The organism is Actinomyces sp. 432 (genome assembly GCF_009930875.1).
Classification (GTDB): domain Bacteria; phylum Actinomycetota; class Actinomycetes; order Actinomycetales; family Actinomycetaceae; genus Actinomyces.
In genome coordinates this window covers 1,236,272-1,253,651 of the sequence record NZ_CP025249.1, presented here as the reverse complement: position 1 = coordinate 1,253,651, position 17,380 = coordinate 1,236,272, and the positions used below count along the sequence as shown (strand labels likewise).

Sequence of the window (17,380 nt, the reverse complement as noted above, 5' to 3'; positions counted from 1 at the left end):
GAGTCTAGTGATTCCCGGGTACGTCGGCGTCACACGGTATCCCGATGCGGACGACCCACACCGGAGTCCGGATTCCCGCCCTCGCCACCATCTATGCTGTTCTCGGCGCCCCAGCCGTGGGCGCCGACCCGGTTGCACGAATTGCACGGTCCGGAGGAAGTCCGGATGGCGCCGCTCCCCCACGGGGCCCGCAGAATCAGGCGCTCGTCACCGCGGTCCTGCGGCGTTCGGGCACGTGCCCGAACGCCGGGGCCGAGGACTCCAGTTGCACCGGGTGCGCTTTTCGCACCCGTAGGAGTCCTCATGCCGCATACGTCGCCGACGGCCGCCCCATCCACAACGCTCAATTCCTCAGCGGAGAGCAGCGTTTACTTTGACGGCCAGTTCTGGGTGCTGGTCCTGACCATCACCTCCGGCGGCCGCGTGTACGCCGCCCGCCAGGTACTCGGAGCCCTGCCCAGCGACGCCGAGCTGTACGCCTGGCTGCTCGCCCACGGCGGACAGCTGATCGACACTGCGCTGGCCGGTCCCGGAGTACAGTCCGCCTCCCGGGGCGGGGCGCAGCGCGTCAATCCCAAGCGCGCCGCCCGCCAGGCCGCCAAGCAGGCGGCCCTGCATGCGCCCTCGACGGCGTCGCAGGAGGCCTTGGCGCGGGCGCGCGAGGAACGCGGCGCCGCCCGCTCACACGCGTCGGCAGCGGAACGAAAACGGCTTCAGCGCGAGCGCTACGAGCAACGCCGGGAAAGGGCAAAACGCCGCCACCGGGGTCACTGACCTCCGACTTGCTCCGGCAGGTGGGCCATCACCGCGAGCTGAAGCGGAAGCCGGTCGCGCAGGGCCGGGTCGGCGAAGCGGAAACCCTCCGCACAGCGTTCCATGAGTTCGGGCCAACGGCACCAGGCGGAGTAACGGGTCTCGGTCACCTCGTCGAGCACCAGCCCGGCAGCGAGCAGGGCAGTGAGGATCTCGCCGACGCCGTGGTTCCACTGGTGGCTGACCGTATGGGTGATGGCGGGCGACCCGTCGGCGGCGGCGACGTAGGAGCCCGCATCCTCCCAGGTCATGGGATCGGCGCGTTGGAAGTAGGGCTCGTGGAGCATCAGGCCGTGACTGACGTCGTCGCCCACCGCCTGGAAGACGGGATGATCATCGCGCAGTACCAGACGGCCCCCGGGCCGCAGCAGCGAGGCGACCACGCGGGCCCATGCTGCCACGTCGGGCAGCCAGCACAGCACCCCCAAGGAGGTGTATACGAGGTCGAAGTCCCCCACCAGCGCCTGACGGGCGTCGTATACATTGGCCTGCACGAAGTCGATGTCGGCGCCGGCGCGCTCGGCGATGGACCGGGCGCGGCGCAGGGACTCGCCCGACAGGTCCAGACCCACCACTCGGCGGGCGCCCAGGCGTGCCAGGCTCACCGTGTCCAGGCCGAGATGGCATTGGAGGTGCACAACGTCCAATCCGCTCAGGTCACCCAGGCGCTCGCGGTCCGGAGTGATCTCGGCGGAGATGGCGGTCGGGGAGGCGAGCAGCGCCTCGATGCCGTAGCCACTGGCCTCATGCAGTGCGGCGCGATCGTCCCAGTTGGCCCGGTTGTCGGCGAAGTACTCGGCGTGACGGGTCGGGTCAGCGTCGCTCATGACGTCAGTATCACATGGCAGTGGCGAAGCAGCGGAGTTGAGACGGCGCTATCAGCGGGCCCCGGTGGGGACGGCGCCGGTGACGCGCCCGTCTTCCACCAGCACCAGCCACCGCGACACGCCCCGCGCCCGCGCCAGGGCGTCGGCGGCCGGTTGTCCGGTGACCTGGGTGGTGACCGCGGCTGCAGGCAGCACGGTGCACACCTGGCCGACGGTGACGGCGTTGGCGTCGGGCAGGCCGGATCGCTCCAGCTCGGCCAGGGCGGGCGCGTCGAGCGTGCCCAGGATCCGCGCGCCGTCGGTCACGAGCACCAGCCCCGCCCCGGCGTCGAGCTGGTCACGCGCTGCGACCAGAGGCGTCTCGGCACTGGCGACGGCGACCGGACGAGTCAGGTTGCGCAGGTCGAGGCGGGCCGCGGCGCGCGTACCCCGGCCCAGGCCGAGGACCTGCCAGGAGGTGGTGGCGATGGGCCAGGAGACTATGACGGCGAGAAACAGGGTGAAGGCGTCGGGCTGTCTTCCCGTCACCAGGGGAACCAGAATCCAACGCCAGGCCAGGCCCGCCACTACCAGCAGCCCGCCGACCGCAGCGACCTTTTGACCGAGCCGGCGCCGGCCGCTGAGCTGTTCGACAAGCGCGCTCAACGCATGCCCGCCGTCAAGCGGCAGACCCGGCAGGGCGTTGAAGGCGGCCAGGGCGAAGTTGAGCCAACTCGCCATAAACAGCGCCACGAACAACGGTTCGGAGCTTACCCGCCCAAGCGTTCCGGTCCCGATGACCCCCAGTACCAGGTTCGCGGCCGGCCCGGCCAAGGAGGTGAGCACGTCCTTCCATGGCCGCCATCGACTGGTCGGGCCGAAGGTTGTGCGTCCGCCCCACAGGTGCAGCTCGTAGCGCACCGGTCGGCGCCCCAGCAACGCGCCGACCGCCCCGTGGGCCAGCTCGTGCGCCAGGATGCTTACCGTGAGTGCGAGCACTACCACCGCTAACGTCCCGAGCGCGGTGGCGGGTCCGTACCCGTCCAGCGCCGCGGCCACCACCGGGTACCAGCTGCCGGCGATGAGCAGGCCCAGCAGCAGCGAGGTGGGGGCGACCACCACGGGCGCACCGCCGATTGTGAACAGAGTCCAGGAACCTGAGCGCCGGGCAGTTGATGCGGTCATAGCACGAAGAGTATCCGCGGCGGCCCGGAGACGCCGCGCTCGGCCCCGCTAGTCCCCCGTGTCTAGTGTGTCCACGTTGTCTGCGGTAATCCACACGGCTTCAGTGAAGTTCACGGCCTCGACCGTCTCGCCCTTGATGAGCTTGTCCATGGTGTCAACCGCGAGTCGGCCGATGCCGGCGGTGTCTTGGGAGACCGTGCCAGCCATGCCGCCGTTGCGGATGGATGCGACACCGTCGTCGGTGGCGTCCACACCCGATACGTGAACCTCGTCCTGTCTGCTGGCATTGGTCAGTGCCTTGAGCGCCCCCAATGCCATGGAGTCGTTCTGCGCGACGATCGCGTCGATGTGGGTGCCGGTGGACAGCCAGTTCTCGGTGACGGTGAGTGCCTCGGCGGTATCCCAGTTGGCGGTCTGCTCCAGGACGATAGAGACTCCCGGGTGCTCGGCAAGAACCGCGTCATAGCCCGCCTTGCGCTGCAGCTGCCCGTCCGATCCCATGGGACCGTACAGGACGGCGACCGTCCCCTCCTCTCCGATCGCCTCAATGACCTTCTCCATCTGTAGCCTGCCGGCGGCGGTGTCGTCTCCGCCGATGTACGCGGCGGCACGGTCCTGCTGCTCGGCCTGCTGCACGATGGTGGCGATCGGAATCTCCGCCTCGTTGGCCGCCTTGAGGCCGGGAGCGATGCCCTCCTTGGAGACCGGCTCAACCAGAATGCCGTCATACCCCTGCGCGACGGCGGATTCGATCTGGCTGATCTGCGTAGCGGCGTCGCTCTTGGCGTCAAAGACAGTCACTGCCAGTCCGAGCCTGTCGCCCTCCTGAACGGCGGCACCGGCTACTGTGGTGGTGAACGAATTTGTCATGTGGCTCATCACTAGGGCGATCCGCGGACGTCCATCGGATGCACCAAGCGTGCATGCCGAAAGGATGGATGCGGCTGCGATCAGGGCACCGACCGCTGCCAGTACGCGTTGCATATTCCCTCCCCTGCTCGTGTCGGTGTGCCCGCCGGTCAGCGGCGCTGACGCGCCTTGACGTCCAGCAGTACGGCGGCGACGATGATGACGCCCTTGACCAGCCGCTGGAAGTTTGCGTCGATTCCCAGGATGTCCAACCCGTTGGCGATCACGGCGATCATGAGCGCGCCGATGAGTACACCAGACGCCCGGCCTCGCCCACCGGACATGGACACTCCGCCGATCACGACCGCAGCAATCGCATCCAACTCATAGGACTCACCGGCGGTGGGGGCGCCGCTTATCGTCCGCGAGGCGAGCAGTACGCCGCAGAAGCCGGCCAGCAGTCCCGCGATCACGAACACTGAGACCTTGGAGCGCCTGACATTCACCCCGGAGACCTCGGCGGCCACGGGGTTGCCGCCCACGGCGTACACCCTGCGGCCGTACACCGTTCGCCGCAGAACGAATGCGCAGACCAGAAAGATGACCAGTAGGTATACCGCCATAACGGGGAACCTTCCGATCCTGGCACTGGCGAAGGCCTCGAAGGTTTCGGATACGTTGAAAATCGGGGCGCCGCCGGAGACGATCAGCGCGAGTCCCCGTACCGCGGTCATGGTCCCCAACGTGACGATGAAGGACGGTATGGCCCCGTAGGCGACGCCGATTCCATTAAGCAGCCCGACCAGCGCACCGACCACGAGTGCCGCTACGATCGGCACGATGACGGGGTACTCACCGGGATGGGCCAGCATGGCGGCAACGACGCCGGCCAGGCCTATGGTCGATCCGACCGACAGGTCGATCTCCCCGGAGATGATGACGAACATCATACCCATCGCAAGGATGCCGTTGATCGTGGTCTGGACCAAGATCAGAAGCACGTTATTGACGCTGAGAAAGTGGTGCTCAGGGGATACCAGCCACAGCACCAGCACGAGGGCGAGGAACACCAGCAGTATTCCCGCGTCGCGGACGGACCAGGCCTTTGCCCTTCGTATAACTGCGTTCATGATTCATCCTTCAAATCTTGAGGCGAGCTCCATGACCGCCTCCTGGGAGAAGTCGGGGCGCTCCAGCGTCCCGGTGCAGCGGCCCTCCGCCAGAACCATGATCCGGTCGCTGAGCCCTATCAGTTCCCCCATCTCCGAGGAAATGAGGATGACGGCCTTCCCCTGCTCCACGAGTTCTCCGATGAGCTCGTAGATATCGCGCTTGGCGCCGACGTCGATGCCGCGGGTAGGCTCATCGAAGATGACGACGTCGGGCTCAGTCAGCATCCACTTCGCCAAGACGACCTTCTGCTGATTACCGCCCGACAGCTCAGCCACGTACTGGTTCGGCGAAACCGCCTTGACCCGTAGCGACTGCATGTAATGGATCACGGTCCGGCGCTCTTTCCTCGGCGCTATCAGACCGGAGGCGAATAATCGCCCGAGAGAGGGCAGGGTAACGTTCTCCAGGACGCTTCCCCTGAGGTTGAGGCCGGTGCGCTTGCGGTCCTCGGTGATCAGGGCAATTCCGTGCCCAATGGCATCGGCGGGGCGGCGCAGCCTCACTTCTACGCCATCGCGCAGCACCGTGCCGCCGGAGTGCCGACCAAATCCGAACAGGGACTCAACCAGCTCGGACCTGCCGGCGCCGACGAGCCCGCCAATGCCGATGATCTCACCGCGGTGCAGTGTGAGGCTGACATCATGGACGCGGCCCGGCACGCTCCAGTGGCGTACCTCGAAGGCCGGCTCCCCCAGCGGCACCTCCCGCTTGGGGAAGACATCGTCGATGCTCCGTCCGACCATGGCCCTGATCAGCGCGGGCTCATCGAGCTCCGCGGCCGGGCCGGTGCTCACACGCCTGCCGTCCCGCAGCACCGTAATGCGGTCCGCGACCCGGAAGATCTCCTCCATCTTGTGGGAGATGTAGATGATGCCGACCCCGGCGTCGCGCAGGCGCTGGATCTGGGCGAACAGGTTCTCAGCGTCGTCATCGGTGATCGCGGAGGTGGGCTCATCCATGATGACGATGCGCGCGTCCACGGACAGCGCCTTGGCGATCTCCACCTGCTGGCACTGCGCGACTGACAGGTCGCGCATATAGGCGTCCACGGACAGCTTCACGCCCATGGCATCCAGCAGCTCGGCGGCCTCCCGACGCATCCGGCCCAGGTCGGCGAGCCCAAGGCGCCCCCGCGGCTCGCGGCCGATGAAGATGTTCTCGTACACGCGCATGTCCAGCACCGGGTTGAGCTCCTGGTGAATCATCGCGATACCGAGGTCCATCGCCTCGCGCACGGACCCGATCCGGACAGGCCGACCACCGATCAGGACTTCCCCGGCGTCGGCATGCAGGACGCCGATGAGGATCCGCATGAGCGTGGACTTGCCCGCGCCGTTCTCCCCCATGAGGGCATGCACCTCGCCGCTGCGCACATCCAGGCAGACATCATCAAGGACCTTGATGCCGGCGAAGGACTTGTCAATCCCGCGCGCCTCCAGCACCACCTCGCCCATGACCGCTCCCTTGCGTAGACGATTCAGTGATCTGAAGCCTAGGACGCCACTATTGTCCTGTCAATAGGGGGATCGCAGGCAGGTTTCTCCGCCATCCACAGGCGGCGTATCCGCAGGGGCTGTGCCACCGGCCTGTGGACAGCCGAACCGGGCTTTGCCGTTCATGTCACCGGGCCGCGGTAGGTTCACACCGTGACTGAGCAACCAGACCTTCCGGCCGCGACAGCAGCCGCAGCACCAGCCGCCGGTGCGCGCCCCACAGGACCCGGCGGTGGTGGTCGCCGCGGCTCGGGACGTACCGCGTTGTCGCCGTCGCGGGCCAAGGACTTCATGCAGTGCCCACTGCTGTTCCGCCTGCGCACCGTCGACCGCCTCCCTGAGCCCGGCTCCCTTGCCACACACAAGGGCACGCTCGTACACGCGATCCTGGAGCGCCTGTACGATCTGCCGGCACGCGACCGCACCCGCGAGGCCGCCCTGGACATGCTGCCGGGGCAGTGGCAGACCCACCGGGAGAAGCATCCCGAGGTCATGGGCCTGTTCCCGGACTCCGCTGCGGTTGCCCCCTGGCTGGATGAGGCGCGCACGCTGATAAGTGCCTACTTCCACCTGGAGAACCCCAAGCGGCTGGAGCCTGCGGAGCGTGAGCTGTTCGTGCAGACCGAGACGCGCGACGGGCTGCTGCTGCGCGGCTTCGTCGACCGCCTGGACGTAGCCCCCGACGGCGCTATGCGCGTGGTCGACTACAAGACCGGCCGCTCCCCCGGCCCGCGCTTCCAGGAGGAGGCGCTGTTCCAGATGCGCTTCTACGCCCTGGTGCTCTGGCGCCTGCGCGGGCGAGCGCCGGCGCGCCTGCAGATCGTCTACCTCAAGGACGGGCGCACCCTCACCCACGATCCGCGCCTGCCCGAGCTGGAAGCCACCGAGACCAAGCTCGCCCACATTTGGGACGAGGTGGAGGACTGCGCCGCCGCCGGCGAGTTCGCCCCGCGCCGCTCCCGCCTGTGCGACTGGTGTGCCTACCAGGCCCAGTGCCCGCTGTTCGGTGGAACCACTCCCGAGCTGCCCGCCGACGGCGTCGCGCGCCTACTGACCGCCAGACGCTCACCCGGCGGCTAAAGCGCGCCCGCACCCCGTCTCACGAAGTGGTCACCCGCTGGCGCCGGGCATCCGGCCACGTCTAGCATCGCGGCCACGGTTACCGACCGTGGCCGGACGAACCCGTATCAGTTACCTGAACCTGATCCTGGAACCGATCCCGAACCCGCAAGGAAGACAGCACTCATGAGCTCCCAGATCGTAGCCCGCACCCTTCGCGCACAGCGCGGAGCGTGTTGCTGCATGCTCGACCTGGCCAGGGCTCAGTGAGGCAGCAGCACCCAACTAATACTCCCCTGCTTCTTCCCCCGACCTGCCGGCGCGGCGGCACGCGCCCGTAGGCGCCCCTGGTCAGGCCGTAGCCCATCACCCACAGTCGCGGGTGGGCCTACGCCTGTGCCGACGGCCTTCAGCGCCGCAGCAGTGCCCTACCCGCGTCCTCGCCAACCGGACCGCGCTCACGGCGGTTCGTACAGTCGGACAAAGGACCCCCATTGATTTTCACCGGACTACTCGTCGGCGGCGTACTCGGACTCGTGCTCCAACGCGGCCGCTTCTGCATCACCGGAGCCTTCAGGGACCTGTGGGTCTCCGGTTCCTGGCGGTGGATGACCGCCTTCCTGCTGGCGGTCGCCGTCCAGGCGGTCGGCGTGACCCTGCTCACAGCCACCGGCGCCATCACCCCGGAGGTGCCCACGCTCTCCGTGGTGGCAACCGCGGTCGGCTCCCTGCTGTTCGGCGTGGGCATCGTGCTGGCCGGAGGCTGCGCCACCGGCACCTACTACCGTGCCGGAGAGGGCCTGGTGGGGTCCTGGTTCGCGCTCATCGCCTACGCCGTTACCGCAGCCGTGTCCAAGACCGGGGTGCTCGCCCCGGTAACCACGTGGGTCAAGGGACTGTGGCCCACTCAGCTGACCACGATCCCCGCCGCCTTCGGCCTACCCGATTGGGTCGGCGTGCTGGTACTCGTCGCCGGCGTCGCCGGCCTCGTACGGTGGCAGCTCCGTCTGGCCGCGGACAGGCCGGTCCCCCTGCAACTGGCCGCGCAGCGCACCGGGCTGAACCACCTCTTGTTCGAACGCGCCTGGAACCCACTGGTCACGGGCGTACTCGTCGGGCTGGTGGCGATTGTCGCCTGGCCGGCCTCCTGGGCCACCGGCCGCCATGACGGGCTGGGAATCACCACGCCGTCGTCGAACCTCGTCGGTTGGCTGGTCACCGGGGACGCCGACCGACTCGACTGGGGCGTAATGCTGGTCCTCGGAATCCTGCTCGGCTCCCATCTCAGTGCACGTGCCTCGGGCGAGTTCCGCGTCCGCGTCCCCTCCGCCACCGTTATTCGCCGGTCCATCGCCGGCGGGCTGCTCATGGGGGTGGGCGCTGCCTGGGCCGGAGGCTGCTCCATCGGCAACGCCCTGGTGCAGACCTCTCTGCTGTCCTGGCAGGGGTGGACCGCCCTGGTCTTCCAGGTCCTCGGCGTCGGGATCACCGCCTACTTCACCCTTATCCGTCCCCGCAACCAGAGACGTGCCGCACGCGAGGCGGCGTCGTCCCCCTCCGGGCGCGCCAACGGCACCCGGGCGGCGAGCCCGGTTGCCGCACGCTGATGCGCCGCCGTGCACACCCGAGTTCCATCCATGTCCTAGTCAAGTTCCATCTCAGAAAAGGAGTCGATTATGCGCACCGTACTGGAGACCGAGGGCCTGGTCTGCCCGTTCCCGGTTATGGAGGCAGAGGAGGCCATGGCCGATCTGGAGATCGGCGACGAACTGGTGATCGCCTTCGACTGCACCCAGGGCACCCAGTCCCTGCCGGCCTGGGCGGCGGATAACGGCTACACCGTCACGGAGTTCGCCAAGACCGGTGAGGCCTCCTGGAGCATCACCGTCCGCAAGTAGCCTCCCTCTGCCTCGCCTTCTGCCCCGCCTTCCGCCCTGGCCGTGCCGGCGCGGGAGGCGGGGCGCGCCGTTGTCTGCCTGCGCGGTCAGACAGGCTGTTGGCCATACGGTTGGCCCATGGAACACAGGAGGCTCGGGCGCACCGGGCTGCGCGTCTCCGCAGTCGGGCTGGGCACCATGACCTGGGGCCGAGACACCGATGAGATCGAGGCCAAGGATCAGCTGGAGATCTTCCTCGACGCCGGCGGCACCCTGCTGGACACGGCCGCCTCTTACTGCGAGGGCGCCGCCGAGGAGGTAATCGGCTCCCTGCTCGCTGGAACAGTAGACCGGCACGAGCTGGTACTGGTCTCCAAGGCGGGTGTGCGTACCTGGCGCACCGGTGCGCGCTCGACGGCGGCCGATGCCTCCCGCGGCACCCTGCTGGACACGCTTGACGACTCCCTGGCGCGTCTGGGAACGGACCACCTGGACCTGTGGCTGGTGCAGGTCCCCGATGCCACCACGCCGCTGGAGGAGACCGCCGATGCGCTGCGCACCGCGGTGGCCACTGGGCGGGCCCGGTACGTAGGAGTGTCCAATCACCCAGCCTGGGCGAGCGTGCACCTGGCGGATCTGCTGCGGCAGGGCGGCGGCCCCGGTATGGCTGCAGCAGAGGTGGAGCACTCGCTGCTGGCACGCGGAATCGAGCGGGAGCTGGCGCCGGCGGCGGATGCGCTCGGCTTCGGCGTCATCGGCTATGCGCCGCTGGGGCGCGGAGTCCTGACCGGTAAGTACCGGGCCGCCACTCCCCCGGACTCGCGCGGCGCCTCGCCCCATCTGCGGTCATATGTGGCGCCCTACCTGGGCGAACGGCACCAGGGCGTGGTGGAGGCGGTAGCAACGGCCGCTGTCGGCCTGGACCGTAAACCGGTGGAGGTGGCGCTGTCATGGGCTCGAGACGCCGAGGGCATCGCTTCCAGCATTGTGGGTGCCCGGACTCCCGGGCAGCTGCGTGGCGCTCTGGCAGCCGAGGACCTAGTGCTACCGGTGCAGATCCGACGCGCCCTGGATGAGGTGACGGCACCGGTGCTCGGCTACCCGGAGCGATTCTGACCGGCTGCGCCCCTGGTGCCCGACGATCGGGGGCTCAGTCCTCGTAGTCCTCGTCGACCTCCCGGTCGTCGTAGTCGTCGTAGTCGTCCTCGTCCACGTCCTCGTCGTCGTAGTCGTCCTCGGCGCCCTCGTCCTCATCATCCTCCGCATCTTCGTCATCCTCATCCTCGTCCTCGTCCTCGTCGGAGTCGAAGGCGTCGAAGGGCAGCTCGATGCCGTAGGCGGTGAACAGGGCGTCGTCGTAGGTGAAGAAGGCATCCTGAAGCGCGTCCTCTGCCGCGACAACGGCCGGAGACGCCTCATCACCCGTCGCGGCGGCGTCCAGGTGCGCCTCGAAGGCGGCAATGAGTCGATTGAGCGCTAACCGCGGGTCGTTCGTCATGTGGCACAGGATACCGGTTAAGTACCGGAGTTCACCCTCAGGCCGAACAACGATCTAGTTCAGTCCGCGGCGCCGCAGCAGCGGCTCGATCCGCGGATCGCGGCCGCGGTAGGCGCAGTAGGAGACCAGCGGGTCGCGGGAGTCCCCCCGGGAGAGGAACTCGCGGCGGAAGCGCTCCCCGGCCTCGCGATTCAGGCCCAGGTCGCCGTCGCGGGCGCCCTCGCCGTCGGTGCGGAACCACTCGGTGGTGTCGGCATCCATAACCTCGCTCCAGATGTAGGCGTAGTAGGCGGCCCCATAGCCGCCGCCGAAGACGTGGGCGAAGTAGGTGCTGCGGTAGCGGGGCGGGACCAGGGCGTCATCAATGCCGACGTCAGCCAGTGCGGTGTGCTCAAAGCCCTCAACCGCGGTCACGTCGGCGGGCACCTCCTGTGGCTGCAAGGTGTGCCAGGCCTGATCCAGGACAGCGGCTCCCAGGTACTCGGTGGTGGCATATCCCTGCCCGAAGGCGCCCTGGCTGCGCAGCCGCTCGGCGAGGCCCTCCGGCAGTGGGGCCCCAGTGTCCACATGCCGGGCATAGGAGGCGATGACCTGCGGGTGCAACGCCCACTTCTCGTTGACCTGGGAGGGGAACTCGACGACGTCGCGGGGCACGTTGGTGCCCGAGGCACTGGGCCAGCGGGTGTCGGCAAACAGGCCGTGCAGTGCGTGCCCGAACTCGTGGAAGGCGGTGATGACGTTGTCCCAGCTGAGCAGCGTGGGCCCGGCCTCCGGCTTGGTGAGGTTCAGGCAGTTGATGACCACCGGCTTGCGGCCGGTCAGGTGACTCTGCTCCACCAGGGAGTCCATCCAGGCGCCACCGTGCTTGCCCTCGCGGGCGTAGTAGTCGCCGATGAACAGTCCCAGCACGGGCGCGTCGTCTCCCTCGCCGTCGCGGACCTCCCACACGCGCACGTCGGGGGCGTACATGTGGGCGGCCAGGTCGGGCCGCTCGTGGAAGCAGATGCCGTACAGGCGGCCCGCGGCGTAGAAGACGCCGCGCTCGATGACATTGCTCAGCTCCAGGTAGGGGGCGAGGGTGGCGTCGTCAATGCCGAAGCGCTCCTTGCGCTCGGCCTCCTCGTAGTGGGGCCAGTCGGCGGGGCCGAAGCTCTCGCCGGGGACAGTGGCCGGGTCGGCGGCCATGCGGGCGGCGTAGGTCTTGGCGTCGCGGCGGGCGTTGGCCATGGCCGGAGGTACCAGGCGGGTCAGCAGCTCGCTCACCGCCTGGCTGGTGCGGGCGGCCGACTCGGCGGCGACGACGGCGGCGTGGTGGGGTAGCCGAGCAGGCGGGCCCGCTCGGCCCGCAGCCCGGCCTCCTCCAGCACGATGGCGCGGGTGTCGTGCTCCCCGGACAGTCCGCGACCCAGTGACCGGTTCAGCAGGGCGACACGCTCGGCGTGGGTGGCGGCGGTGACCAGCGCGGGGGTAGCGGTGAAGTTGGCGACGCCGGCGGCGTGCATGGCGTTGGTCGTCAGGGTGGCGAAGCGGGTGGACAGGGCCGTCAGGCGGGCGTTGATGGCGCGCAGCCGGTCCGCGTCCGGGCCGGTCAGGGCGACGCCCTCGCGTTCGAACTCCTCCACCGCCAGGCGGATGTAGCGGGCGGTTTCGGCGTCAATCACCTGGCCGTCGGCATCCACGGGGATCTGGGCGGGGGTGGCCGCGGCAGCGGATTGCACCCGCTCGTCGAGCGCCTTGAAACGCCGGTATATGCGAGCATCGAGGCTGTAGGCGTCTTCGTGAGCGGCCAGGTCCGGGGCCAGCCGCTCCTCCAGCGCATCCAGCTCGGGGCTGTCGGTAGCAGAGGTCAGGGAGTATAAGACGGTCAGGGCGCGGGACAGCAGCTCGCCACTGCGTTCGACGGCGGCGACCGTGTTCTCCACCGTCGGAGCATCGGGGTCGGTGGCAATCGCCTCCCACTCGGCGCGCTGAGCCGCCATGCCGGCGCGGACGGCGGGCTCGATATCCGCGGGCTTCACGGCGGTGAAGTCGGGCAGCTCCAGGTCAAGCTCCCAGGGGCGGGCGAAGGGGTTGGTCTCGGGAAGTGCGTCCACCACTGCTGGAGTCGAGTCGGTCATGCACCCATCCTGCCACGGGGTTGTCAGAGCCCGAGCACGCCCTGAACGTCCGGGGGAAGAATCCGGGGCCCTTGAGGACCTTGCCGTCCTCCCGGTAGATGGGCTTGCCGTCCTGCCCGAGCTTGGACATGTTGGAGCGCTGTACCTCGGCCAGCACCGCCGCCAGGTCGATGCCGGTCTCCAGGGCCATGCCGTAGATGACGTAAACCAGATCGGCCAGGGCATCGGCAGCCTCCACCGTGTCGCGGGTGCCGTCGTCGGCCGCGACGGCCCGCCGGTATGCGGACTCGATCTCGCTGCGGGCCGCCTGCCCGTAGACGGCGCCGGTCAGCTCGGCGAACTCCTCGGCGATAAGGCTCATGCGCATGTGCAGGCTCTCACGGTCCAGACTGGGCCCGTCGGTCTGGATCGGCAGGCCGTAGGTGGAGTGGAACCGGCGCACCAGCGCCTCGGGGTCGTCCCCCTCGCGCTCGCCGACGGCGTCGGCGGCCACCAGCGGCGTGGCATCGCCGTGGGTATGGGAGGAGCCTGCCACCTGCCCGCCGACCGTTACGGGACCGTCCCAAGGAGCCACGGGCCGCCGGGGGTCGTCAGGCAGAAGGGTGCCCACCCAGCCGTCGTGCAGGACACCGTCGTTGGCGAGGAAGGAACGCACCCTTCCCTCACGACGGAAGCCCAGCCCCCAGGCCACGCGCCACGAGGCCCAGTTGGGCACGCCGTCGTGAATGTCGCAGCGCCAGCGCAGGGCGGCCGCGCGCAGGGGCCCTTCTGGTGCGAAGGCGACCTCAATGACTGCGCGTGCCGCCCGAGAGACGGTGCCGTGCCCCCGGGCCTCGGGGGCCAGCCAGTAGCCGATCTCCCAGGTGCCGTCCGGCTGTCCGGAAATGCCCATCATGCCCACCAGCGACGCGACGCCGTCGGTTCCGATCTCGCGCACCGCCCAGTTCAGGTCCTTACCCGCCTCCCAGCCGGCGCGTACTGTGCGGCGCACGAAGTCCTCCGCGTGTGCCCGGGTGTAGCCGCGGGGGACGGTGGTCCACTCCTGAATGTCGGGATCCTGGCAGATCTCCGCCACCCGGTCGACGTCGGCGCCGGTGGGAACGGACAACAGGAGCGCGGGCAGGTCGGCGCCGTCGCGGGTCTCGGCGGGCACGCGGATCTCGAAGGGCTGCATGTGGCGAGCCTACCGGCAGCGCCGCATGCGGGTTCCCGCTCAGGCGGCGACGGCCTGACCCGCGGCGTTGGAGCGCGGCCCCCTGCGCAGTGCCGGCCAGCTCAGCATCAGGATGATGCCACCAATGAGGCCGTAGACGAGTGCTACCCAAGTGCCGTGGGCATCGGCGAACCAGCCGACGATGGGCGGGGAGACCAGCATGATCACCCGGGCGAGCCAGGACACGACGGTAAGCCCCATGCCGGGGCGCAGGCCGGGGATGTCGTCCGCGGCGGCATAGGCCACCGGCACGGCCACGGCGCAGCCCGCGCCGGAGACCACCATGCCCACCAGCGTCCCCGGCACCGAGCCGGCCAGCAGAGCCGTGCCCATGCCGACGGCAACCAGCACTCCCCCGCCGGCGATCACCTTGCGGGCGCCGAGCCGGTCGATGACGGCGTCGCCCAGCAGCCGCCCGACAATCATGGTGACCTGCAGACTCACCAGCCCCATACCCACCATGCCGGGGGCTGCTCCCTGCTCGGTCAGCAGCAGCGAGGACCAGTTACCGGTGACGTCCTCGGGGAACATGGCGGCGGCGCACATCAGCCCGAGCACCACCACCAGCAGTGCGGTGATCGCCCGGGACGGGACGATCGGCGACGTGGCGGCGGCATCAGGATCAATGCCAACGGGCGCAGCAACGGTGCCGACGCCGGCGGCGGCATCCTCCGCCGCATCAGCCAGGCTGCGGTCGTCGGCGTCCGGGCCCTTGATGGTCCCGGGCAGGGCCGCGCCGGAAACGACAGTTAGCAGCACCAGCACACCGGCCATATGGGTTTCCACGGGTACGCCGGCGCCCGCCATCGCCTGCCCCATGGTGGCACCGAGCACCGCCCCGAGCGACCAGGCGGCGTGGAAGCTGGTGATGATGGAACCACCCCAGCGGCGCTCCACGCGCAGCCCGTGGGCGTTCTGAGCGACGTCGACGATCGCGTCACTACCACCGACCCAGGCCATGCACAGGGCGAAGACGATCCAGGAATCGGCCCGGCCGGCTCCCAGTAGGCCGAGCCCCAGAACCATCATGCCGATGGACGCCACCCGCGCGGACGTGAAGCGGGTTATGAGCCACGATGCCGCCAGCCCGGCCACTAGCGCCCCAATGGAGTTGAACATGACGGCCTGGCCGAAGGCCGCCTTGGTAATGCCCAAATGCTCCAGAATCTCCGGATAGCGCGGTACCAGGTTGGAAAAGCCCAGCCCGTTGGCCAGGAACATCAGGTAGACGGCGATACGTGCCTTGATGACGGAGGGCGAGTGCTTGCGTCCGGGCGGGGCGGCGGTCACGACGGTGTGGTCCTTGTCGAGGTATCTGTCGAGGTATCTGAGGTATCGGGTTGGGAGTCGATCGGGGCGCCGGTGGGAGGGCAGCCCGACGATGAGCGGATACGAGGCGGGGCCACGACCTGTAACGGCCGCGGCCCCGCTGCGGGTGTCCGAGGGGGACTTGAACCCCCACGCCCTTTTAATCAGGCACTAGCACCTCAAGCTAGCGCGTCTACCTATTCCGCCACTCGGACTGACTTGCCACCGCCGCGGGGCACAGGCCCACGCCGCTGACGCAGGAAAGTTAACACGTTCCGGGCCAGAGCGGGCAAATCCGGCACGGGTGCCGTGCATCACAGCAGCAGCGGGGACGAGGCGGCGGGATTCACAGTGGAGCAACGGTGATTCTGGCTCCCAGCGACACTGACTGGCCGGGCTCCAGAATGACGGCGTTTTCTCCCACTGCGGCGCTCTCGACGCACAGCATGGAGGCGAACTCGTCGTCATCCATATCCGCCATCGCGGCAGCGCCCGCACTCCACGGGTTCCACACCACCGTGTTGGGCGCATGCGCGCCGACGACGGTGATGCGGCGGCCGTGCCCCGGATCGCTGACAGTGACCGGAGCCGTAGGACCGCCCGACTGGTACACGCGATCCGTCTGCCCGGTGATACGCAGCGGCCCGCGCTGCAGCTGCCCGGCGCGCCCGGTCACCTTGTCCAGGTAGGTGGCGCCCTCCAGCCCCGTCACCTCAACCGCGGTTACGTCACCAACCGCCAGGTAGGTGTGCAGGGCCGCCTCCACCGGGGCGGCGGTGGGAGTACTAGCGGTACGCCGTAGGGAAAGCGTGAGGATCAGCTCCTCCCCCACCTCCACCGAGTACAGTGCGGCGATGCCGTCGCGCTCCAGCCCGAGCAGCGCCTGCACACCACCGCCCGGAAGTGGCTGAGCACTGCGCAGCTGCCAGGTAGAGATGCGCCCCCAGCCGTGCGCCGGCCGCATCCGGCCGTCGACCCCCGTCCCGAACCAGGGCAGGCACAGCGGAACGCCGCCGCGAATCGGTGTCACACCGTCAAAAACCGCCCGGCGTGAGGTGAAGATTACGGGCCTGCCGCCGCGCGGGGTCCACGCGGTCAGGTGGGCTCCGTGCAGGTAGATCTCCGCGCTGCCCGCAGGCGCATCGACGAGCAGCCGCGGCTGCCCGCCCCGCCCCGGGGTCAGGGCCGCGGTCCGCGGCAGGTCGGGGCGCGTGGTGTCTGTGCTCATGGGTGCCACGCTAGTAGGCTGAACCGCGTCCGCGAGTGAGAGCGAGCAAGAAAAAACATGCAAGTCACCGCTGGAGCGGGTCATGCCAACCCTCAGTTCCCGCTTCCCGATGCCCCGACCGTCGTCCTGTTCGACCTGGATGGAACCCTCATCGACTCCGCGCCCGCGATCCTCGCAGCGCTGAAGGGGGCATTCAAGGAACTGGGGCTGCCCGCGCAGGCGCCCGCGGAGCTGATGCGCTTCGTCGGCCCCCACTGGTTGACGGCTTCCGGCTGTACGCCGGCCTGACCGGAGCCGCCAACACCCAGGCGGTGGAGACCTACCGACGCCACTACCGCAGGACGATGCTTGACTCCCCGCTCTACGACGGCGTGGCCGAGCTGGTGCGCGCCCTGTCAGCTGCGGGAACACCGCTGGCCCTGGCAACCTCCAAGCATGAGGGATTGGCGCGCGAGATCCTTGACCACGCCGGGCTGCTCGACTGCTTCGCCGTGGTCAGCGGCGCCGGCTCCGGAGACGTCGGGGGCGCAAGGACCAGGTCATTGCGTCCGCGCTGCAGCGCCTGGCTGCAACCGGAGCCGACCTGAGTCGGCCGGTGCACATTGGCGACCTCCATCATGACGTCGCCGGGGCCAGTGCCGAGGGGATAGATTGCATCGGCGTCCTATGGGGCTACGGTGACCCCGAGTCACTGCGCAGTGCAGCCGCGCTTGTCACCACCGCGGCCGAGCTGGCCTCACTACTGGCAGTGGAGATCTGAT

At 68.9% G+C, this 17,380-nt stretch carries 19 protein-coding genes and 1 tRNA gene; 8 read left to right on the top strand and 12 right to left on the bottom strand.

The annotated features are described in order from the left end of the window. Positions 1–303 precede the first annotated feature (303 nt). Positions 304–774, top strand: coding sequence for a DUF2992 family protein (locus CWT12_RS05145; RefSeq protein ID WP_161923960.1), 471 nt, complete (start codon positions 304–306; stop codon positions 772–774). On the opposite strand, the gene CWT12_RS05140 is transcribed toward CWT12_RS05145, so the two are convergent. Genes CWT12_RS05140 through CWT12_RS05120 form a run of 5 tightly spaced genes read right to left on the bottom strand, consistent with a single transcriptional unit; the run spans position 768 to position 6,280 of the window. Beyond that, a complete protein-coding gene (locus CWT12_RS05140; protein WP_161923959.1) occupies positions 768–1,640 on the bottom strand; it encodes a class I SAM-dependent methyltransferase in 873 nt (290 codons plus the stop codon). The genes CWT12_RS05145 and CWT12_RS05140 overlap by 7 nt on opposite strands. Before the next feature lie 51 nt (positions 1,641–1,691). After that, a complete protein-coding gene (locus CWT12_RS05135; protein ID WP_161923958.1) occupies positions 1,692–2,804 on the bottom strand; it encodes a site-2 protease family protein in 1,113 nt (370 codons plus the stop codon). Positions 2,805–2,852: 48 nt separating this feature from the next. Continuing rightward, positions 2,853–3,788, bottom strand: a complete 936-nt coding sequence (locus CWT12_RS05130) for a sugar ABC transporter substrate-binding protein (RefSeq protein WP_161923957.1) — start codon at positions 3,786–3,788, stop codon at positions 2,853–2,855. A 35-nt stretch (positions 3,789–3,823) separates the two neighbouring features. Further along, positions 3,824–4,783: an ABC transporter permease gene (locus CWT12_RS05125; protein ID WP_161923956.1), complete on the bottom strand. Its 960-nt coding sequence runs from the start codon at positions 4,781–4,783 to the stop codon at positions 3,824–3,826. Positions 4,784–4,786: 3 nt separating this feature from the next. After that, positions 4,787–6,280, bottom strand: a complete 1,494-nt coding sequence (locus CWT12_RS05120) for a sugar ABC transporter ATP-binding protein (protein WP_161923955.1) — start codon at positions 6,278–6,280, stop codon at positions 4,787–4,789. A 303-nt stretch (positions 6,281–6,583) separates the two neighbouring features. Here CWT12_RS05120 and CWT12_RS05115 point away from each other — a divergent pair, with 303 nt between their 5' ends. From CWT12_RS05115 to CWT12_RS05100, 4 genes are all read left to right on the top strand, one after another. After that, on the top strand, positions 6,584–7,399 hold the full coding sequence (locus CWT12_RS05115; protein ID WP_161925310.1) for a RecB family exonuclease: 816 nt from the start codon (positions 6,584–6,586) through the stop codon (positions 7,397–7,399). Positions 7,400–7,872: 473 nt separating this feature from the next. Next, the gene (locus tag CWT12_RS05110) at positions 7,873–8,985 is read left to right on the top strand and encodes a YeeE/YedE family protein (RefSeq protein WP_161923954.1); all 1,113 of its coding nucleotides are present in this window, start codon (positions 7,873–7,875) and stop codon (positions 8,983–8,985) included. A gap of 69 nt (positions 8,986–9,054) precedes the next feature. After that, the gene (locus tag CWT12_RS05105) at positions 9,055–9,276 is read left to right on the top strand and encodes a sulfurtransferase TusA family protein (RefSeq protein ID WP_161923953.1); all 222 of its coding nucleotides are present in this window, start codon (positions 9,055–9,057) and stop codon (positions 9,274–9,276) included. Between the two features lie 117 nt (positions 9,277–9,393). Continuing rightward, a complete protein-coding gene (locus CWT12_RS05100; RefSeq protein ID WP_161923952.1) occupies positions 9,394–10,371 on the top strand; it encodes an aldo/keto reductase in 978 nt (325 codons plus the stop codon). Positions 10,372–10,405: 34 nt separating this feature from the next. Here CWT12_RS05100 and CWT12_RS05095 read toward each other — a convergent pair whose 3' ends face one another. From CWT12_RS05095 to CWT12_RS05070, 7 genes are all read right to left on the bottom strand, one after another. After that, the gene (locus CWT12_RS05095; protein ID WP_161923951.1) at positions 10,406–10,753 is read right to left on the bottom strand and encodes a DNA primase; all 348 of its coding nucleotides are present in this window, start codon (positions 10,751–10,753) and stop codon (positions 10,406–10,408) included. Between the two features lie 54 nt (positions 10,754–10,807). After that, complete coding sequence (locus tag CWT12_RS13870) at positions 10,808–12,016, bottom strand: M3 family metallopeptidase (RefSeq protein ID WP_237564321.1); 1,209 nt, start codon at positions 12,014–12,016, stop codon at positions 10,808–10,810. Further along, positions 12,013–12,870 (bottom strand): hypothetical protein, encoded by an 858-nt coding sequence (locus tag CWT12_RS13865; RefSeq protein WP_237564320.1) that lies wholly within the window; start codon positions 12,868–12,870, stop codon positions 12,013–12,015. The genes CWT12_RS13870 and CWT12_RS13865 overlap by 4 nt, the downstream gene beginning before the upstream one ends. Further along, positions 12,797–14,044 (bottom strand): bifunctional GNAT family N-acetyltransferase/nucleoside triphosphate pyrophosphohydrolase family protein, encoded by a 1,248-nt coding sequence (locus tag CWT12_RS05085; RefSeq protein WP_161923950.1) that lies wholly within the window; start codon positions 14,042–14,044, stop codon positions 12,797–12,799. Before CWT12_RS05085 ends, CWT12_RS13865 begins: the two co-directional genes overlap by 74 nt. A gap of 39 nt (positions 14,045–14,083) precedes the next feature. Next, positions 14,084–15,304 carry an MFS transporter gene (locus tag CWT12_RS05080; protein ID WP_161925309.1) on the bottom strand — a complete coding sequence of 407 codons (1,221 nt, stop codon included), beginning with the start codon at positions 15,302–15,304 and terminating at the stop codon, positions 14,084–14,086. Between the two features lie 215 nt (positions 15,305–15,519). After that, positions 15,520–15,606 (bottom strand) — tRNA-Leu (locus CWT12_RS05075). Between the two features lie 131 nt (positions 15,607–15,737). Continuing rightward, positions 15,738–16,619 carry a D-hexose-6-phosphate mutarotase gene (locus CWT12_RS05070; RefSeq protein WP_161923949.1) on the bottom strand — a complete coding sequence of 294 codons (882 nt, stop codon included), beginning with the start codon at positions 16,617–16,619 and terminating at the stop codon, positions 15,738–15,740. Between the two features lie 57 nt (positions 16,620–16,676). Here CWT12_RS05070 and CWT12_RS14325 point away from each other — a divergent pair, with 57 nt between their 5' ends. Genes CWT12_RS14325 through CWT12_RS13855 form a run of 3 tightly spaced genes read left to right on the top strand, consistent with a single transcriptional unit; the run spans position 16,677 to position 17,379 of the window. Continuing rightward, positions 16,677–16,907 carry an HAD hydrolase-like protein gene (locus tag CWT12_RS14325; protein WP_161923948.1) on the top strand — a complete coding sequence of 77 codons (231 nt, stop codon included), beginning with the start codon at positions 16,677–16,679 and terminating at the stop codon, positions 16,905–16,907. Between the two features lie 56 nt (positions 16,908–16,963). Then, the gene (locus tag CWT12_RS14670; protein WP_442862548.1) at positions 16,964–17,206 is read left to right on the top strand and encodes an HAD family hydrolase; all 243 of its coding nucleotides are present in this window, start codon (positions 16,964–16,966) and stop codon (positions 17,204–17,206) included. An 8-nt stretch (positions 17,207–17,214) separates the two neighbouring features. After that, positions 17,215–17,379 carry an HAD hydrolase-like protein gene (locus tag CWT12_RS13855; protein ID WP_237564319.1) on the top strand — a complete coding sequence of 55 codons (165 nt, stop codon included), beginning with the start codon at positions 17,215–17,217 and terminating at the stop codon, positions 17,377–17,379. Position 17,380 lies beyond the last annotated feature (1 nt).

Coding starts and splice junctions, on each gene's coding strand:
- CWT12_RS05145 (WP_161923960.1), top strand. CDS start 304: ATGCCGCATACGTCGCCGACGGCCGCCCCATCCACAACGCTCAATTCC.
- CWT12_RS05140 (WP_161923959.1), bottom strand. CDS start 1,640: ATGAGCGACGCTGACCCGACCCGTCACGCCGAGTACTTCGCCGACAAC.
- CWT12_RS05135 (WP_161923958.1), bottom strand. CDS start 2,804: ATGACCGCATCAACTGCCCGGCGCTCAGGTTCCTGGACTCTGTTCACA.
- CWT12_RS05130 (WP_161923957.1), bottom strand. CDS start 3,788: ATGCAACGCGTACTGGCAGCGGTCGGTGCCCTGATCGCAGCCGCATCC.
- CWT12_RS05125 (WP_161923956.1), bottom strand. CDS start 4,783: ATGAACGCAGTTATACGAAGGGCAAAGGCCTGGTCCGTCCGCGACGCG.
- CWT12_RS05120 (WP_161923955.1), bottom strand. CDS start 6,280: ATGGGCGAGGTGGTGCTGGAGGCGCGCGGGATTGACAAGTCCTTCGCC.
- CWT12_RS05105 (WP_161923953.1), top strand. CDS start 9,055: ATGCGCACCGTACTGGAGACCGAGGGCCTGGTCTGCCCGTTCCCGGTT.
- CWT12_RS05100 (WP_161923952.1), top strand. CDS start 9,394: ATGGAACACAGGAGGCTCGGGCGCACCGGGCTGCGCGTCTCCGCAGTC.
- CWT12_RS05095 (WP_161923951.1), bottom strand. CDS start 10,753: ATGACGAACGACCCGCGGTTAGCGCTCAATCGACTCATTGCCGCCTTC.
- CWT12_RS13865 (WP_237564320.1), bottom strand. CDS start 12,870: ATGACCGACTCGACTCCAGCAGTGGTGGACGCACTTCCCGAGACCAAC.
- CWT12_RS05085 (WP_161923950.1), bottom strand. CDS start 14,044: ATGCAGCCCTTCGAGATCCGCGTGCCCGCCGAGACCCGCGACGGCGCC.
- CWT12_RS05080 (WP_161925309.1), bottom strand. CDS start 15,304: ATGTTCCTGGCCAACGGGCTGGGCTTTTCCAACCTGGTACCGCGCTAT.
- CWT12_RS05070 (WP_161923949.1), bottom strand. CDS start 16,619: ATGAGCACAGACACCACGCGCCCCGACCTGCCGCGGACCGCGGCCCTG.
- CWT12_RS14325 (WP_161923948.1), top strand. CDS start 16,677: ATGCAAGTCACCGCTGGAGCGGGTCATGCCAACCCTCAGTTCCCGCTT.
- CWT12_RS14670 (WP_442862548.1), top strand. CDS start 16,964: ATGCTTGACTCCCCGCTCTACGACGGCGTGGCCGAGCTGGTGCGCGCC.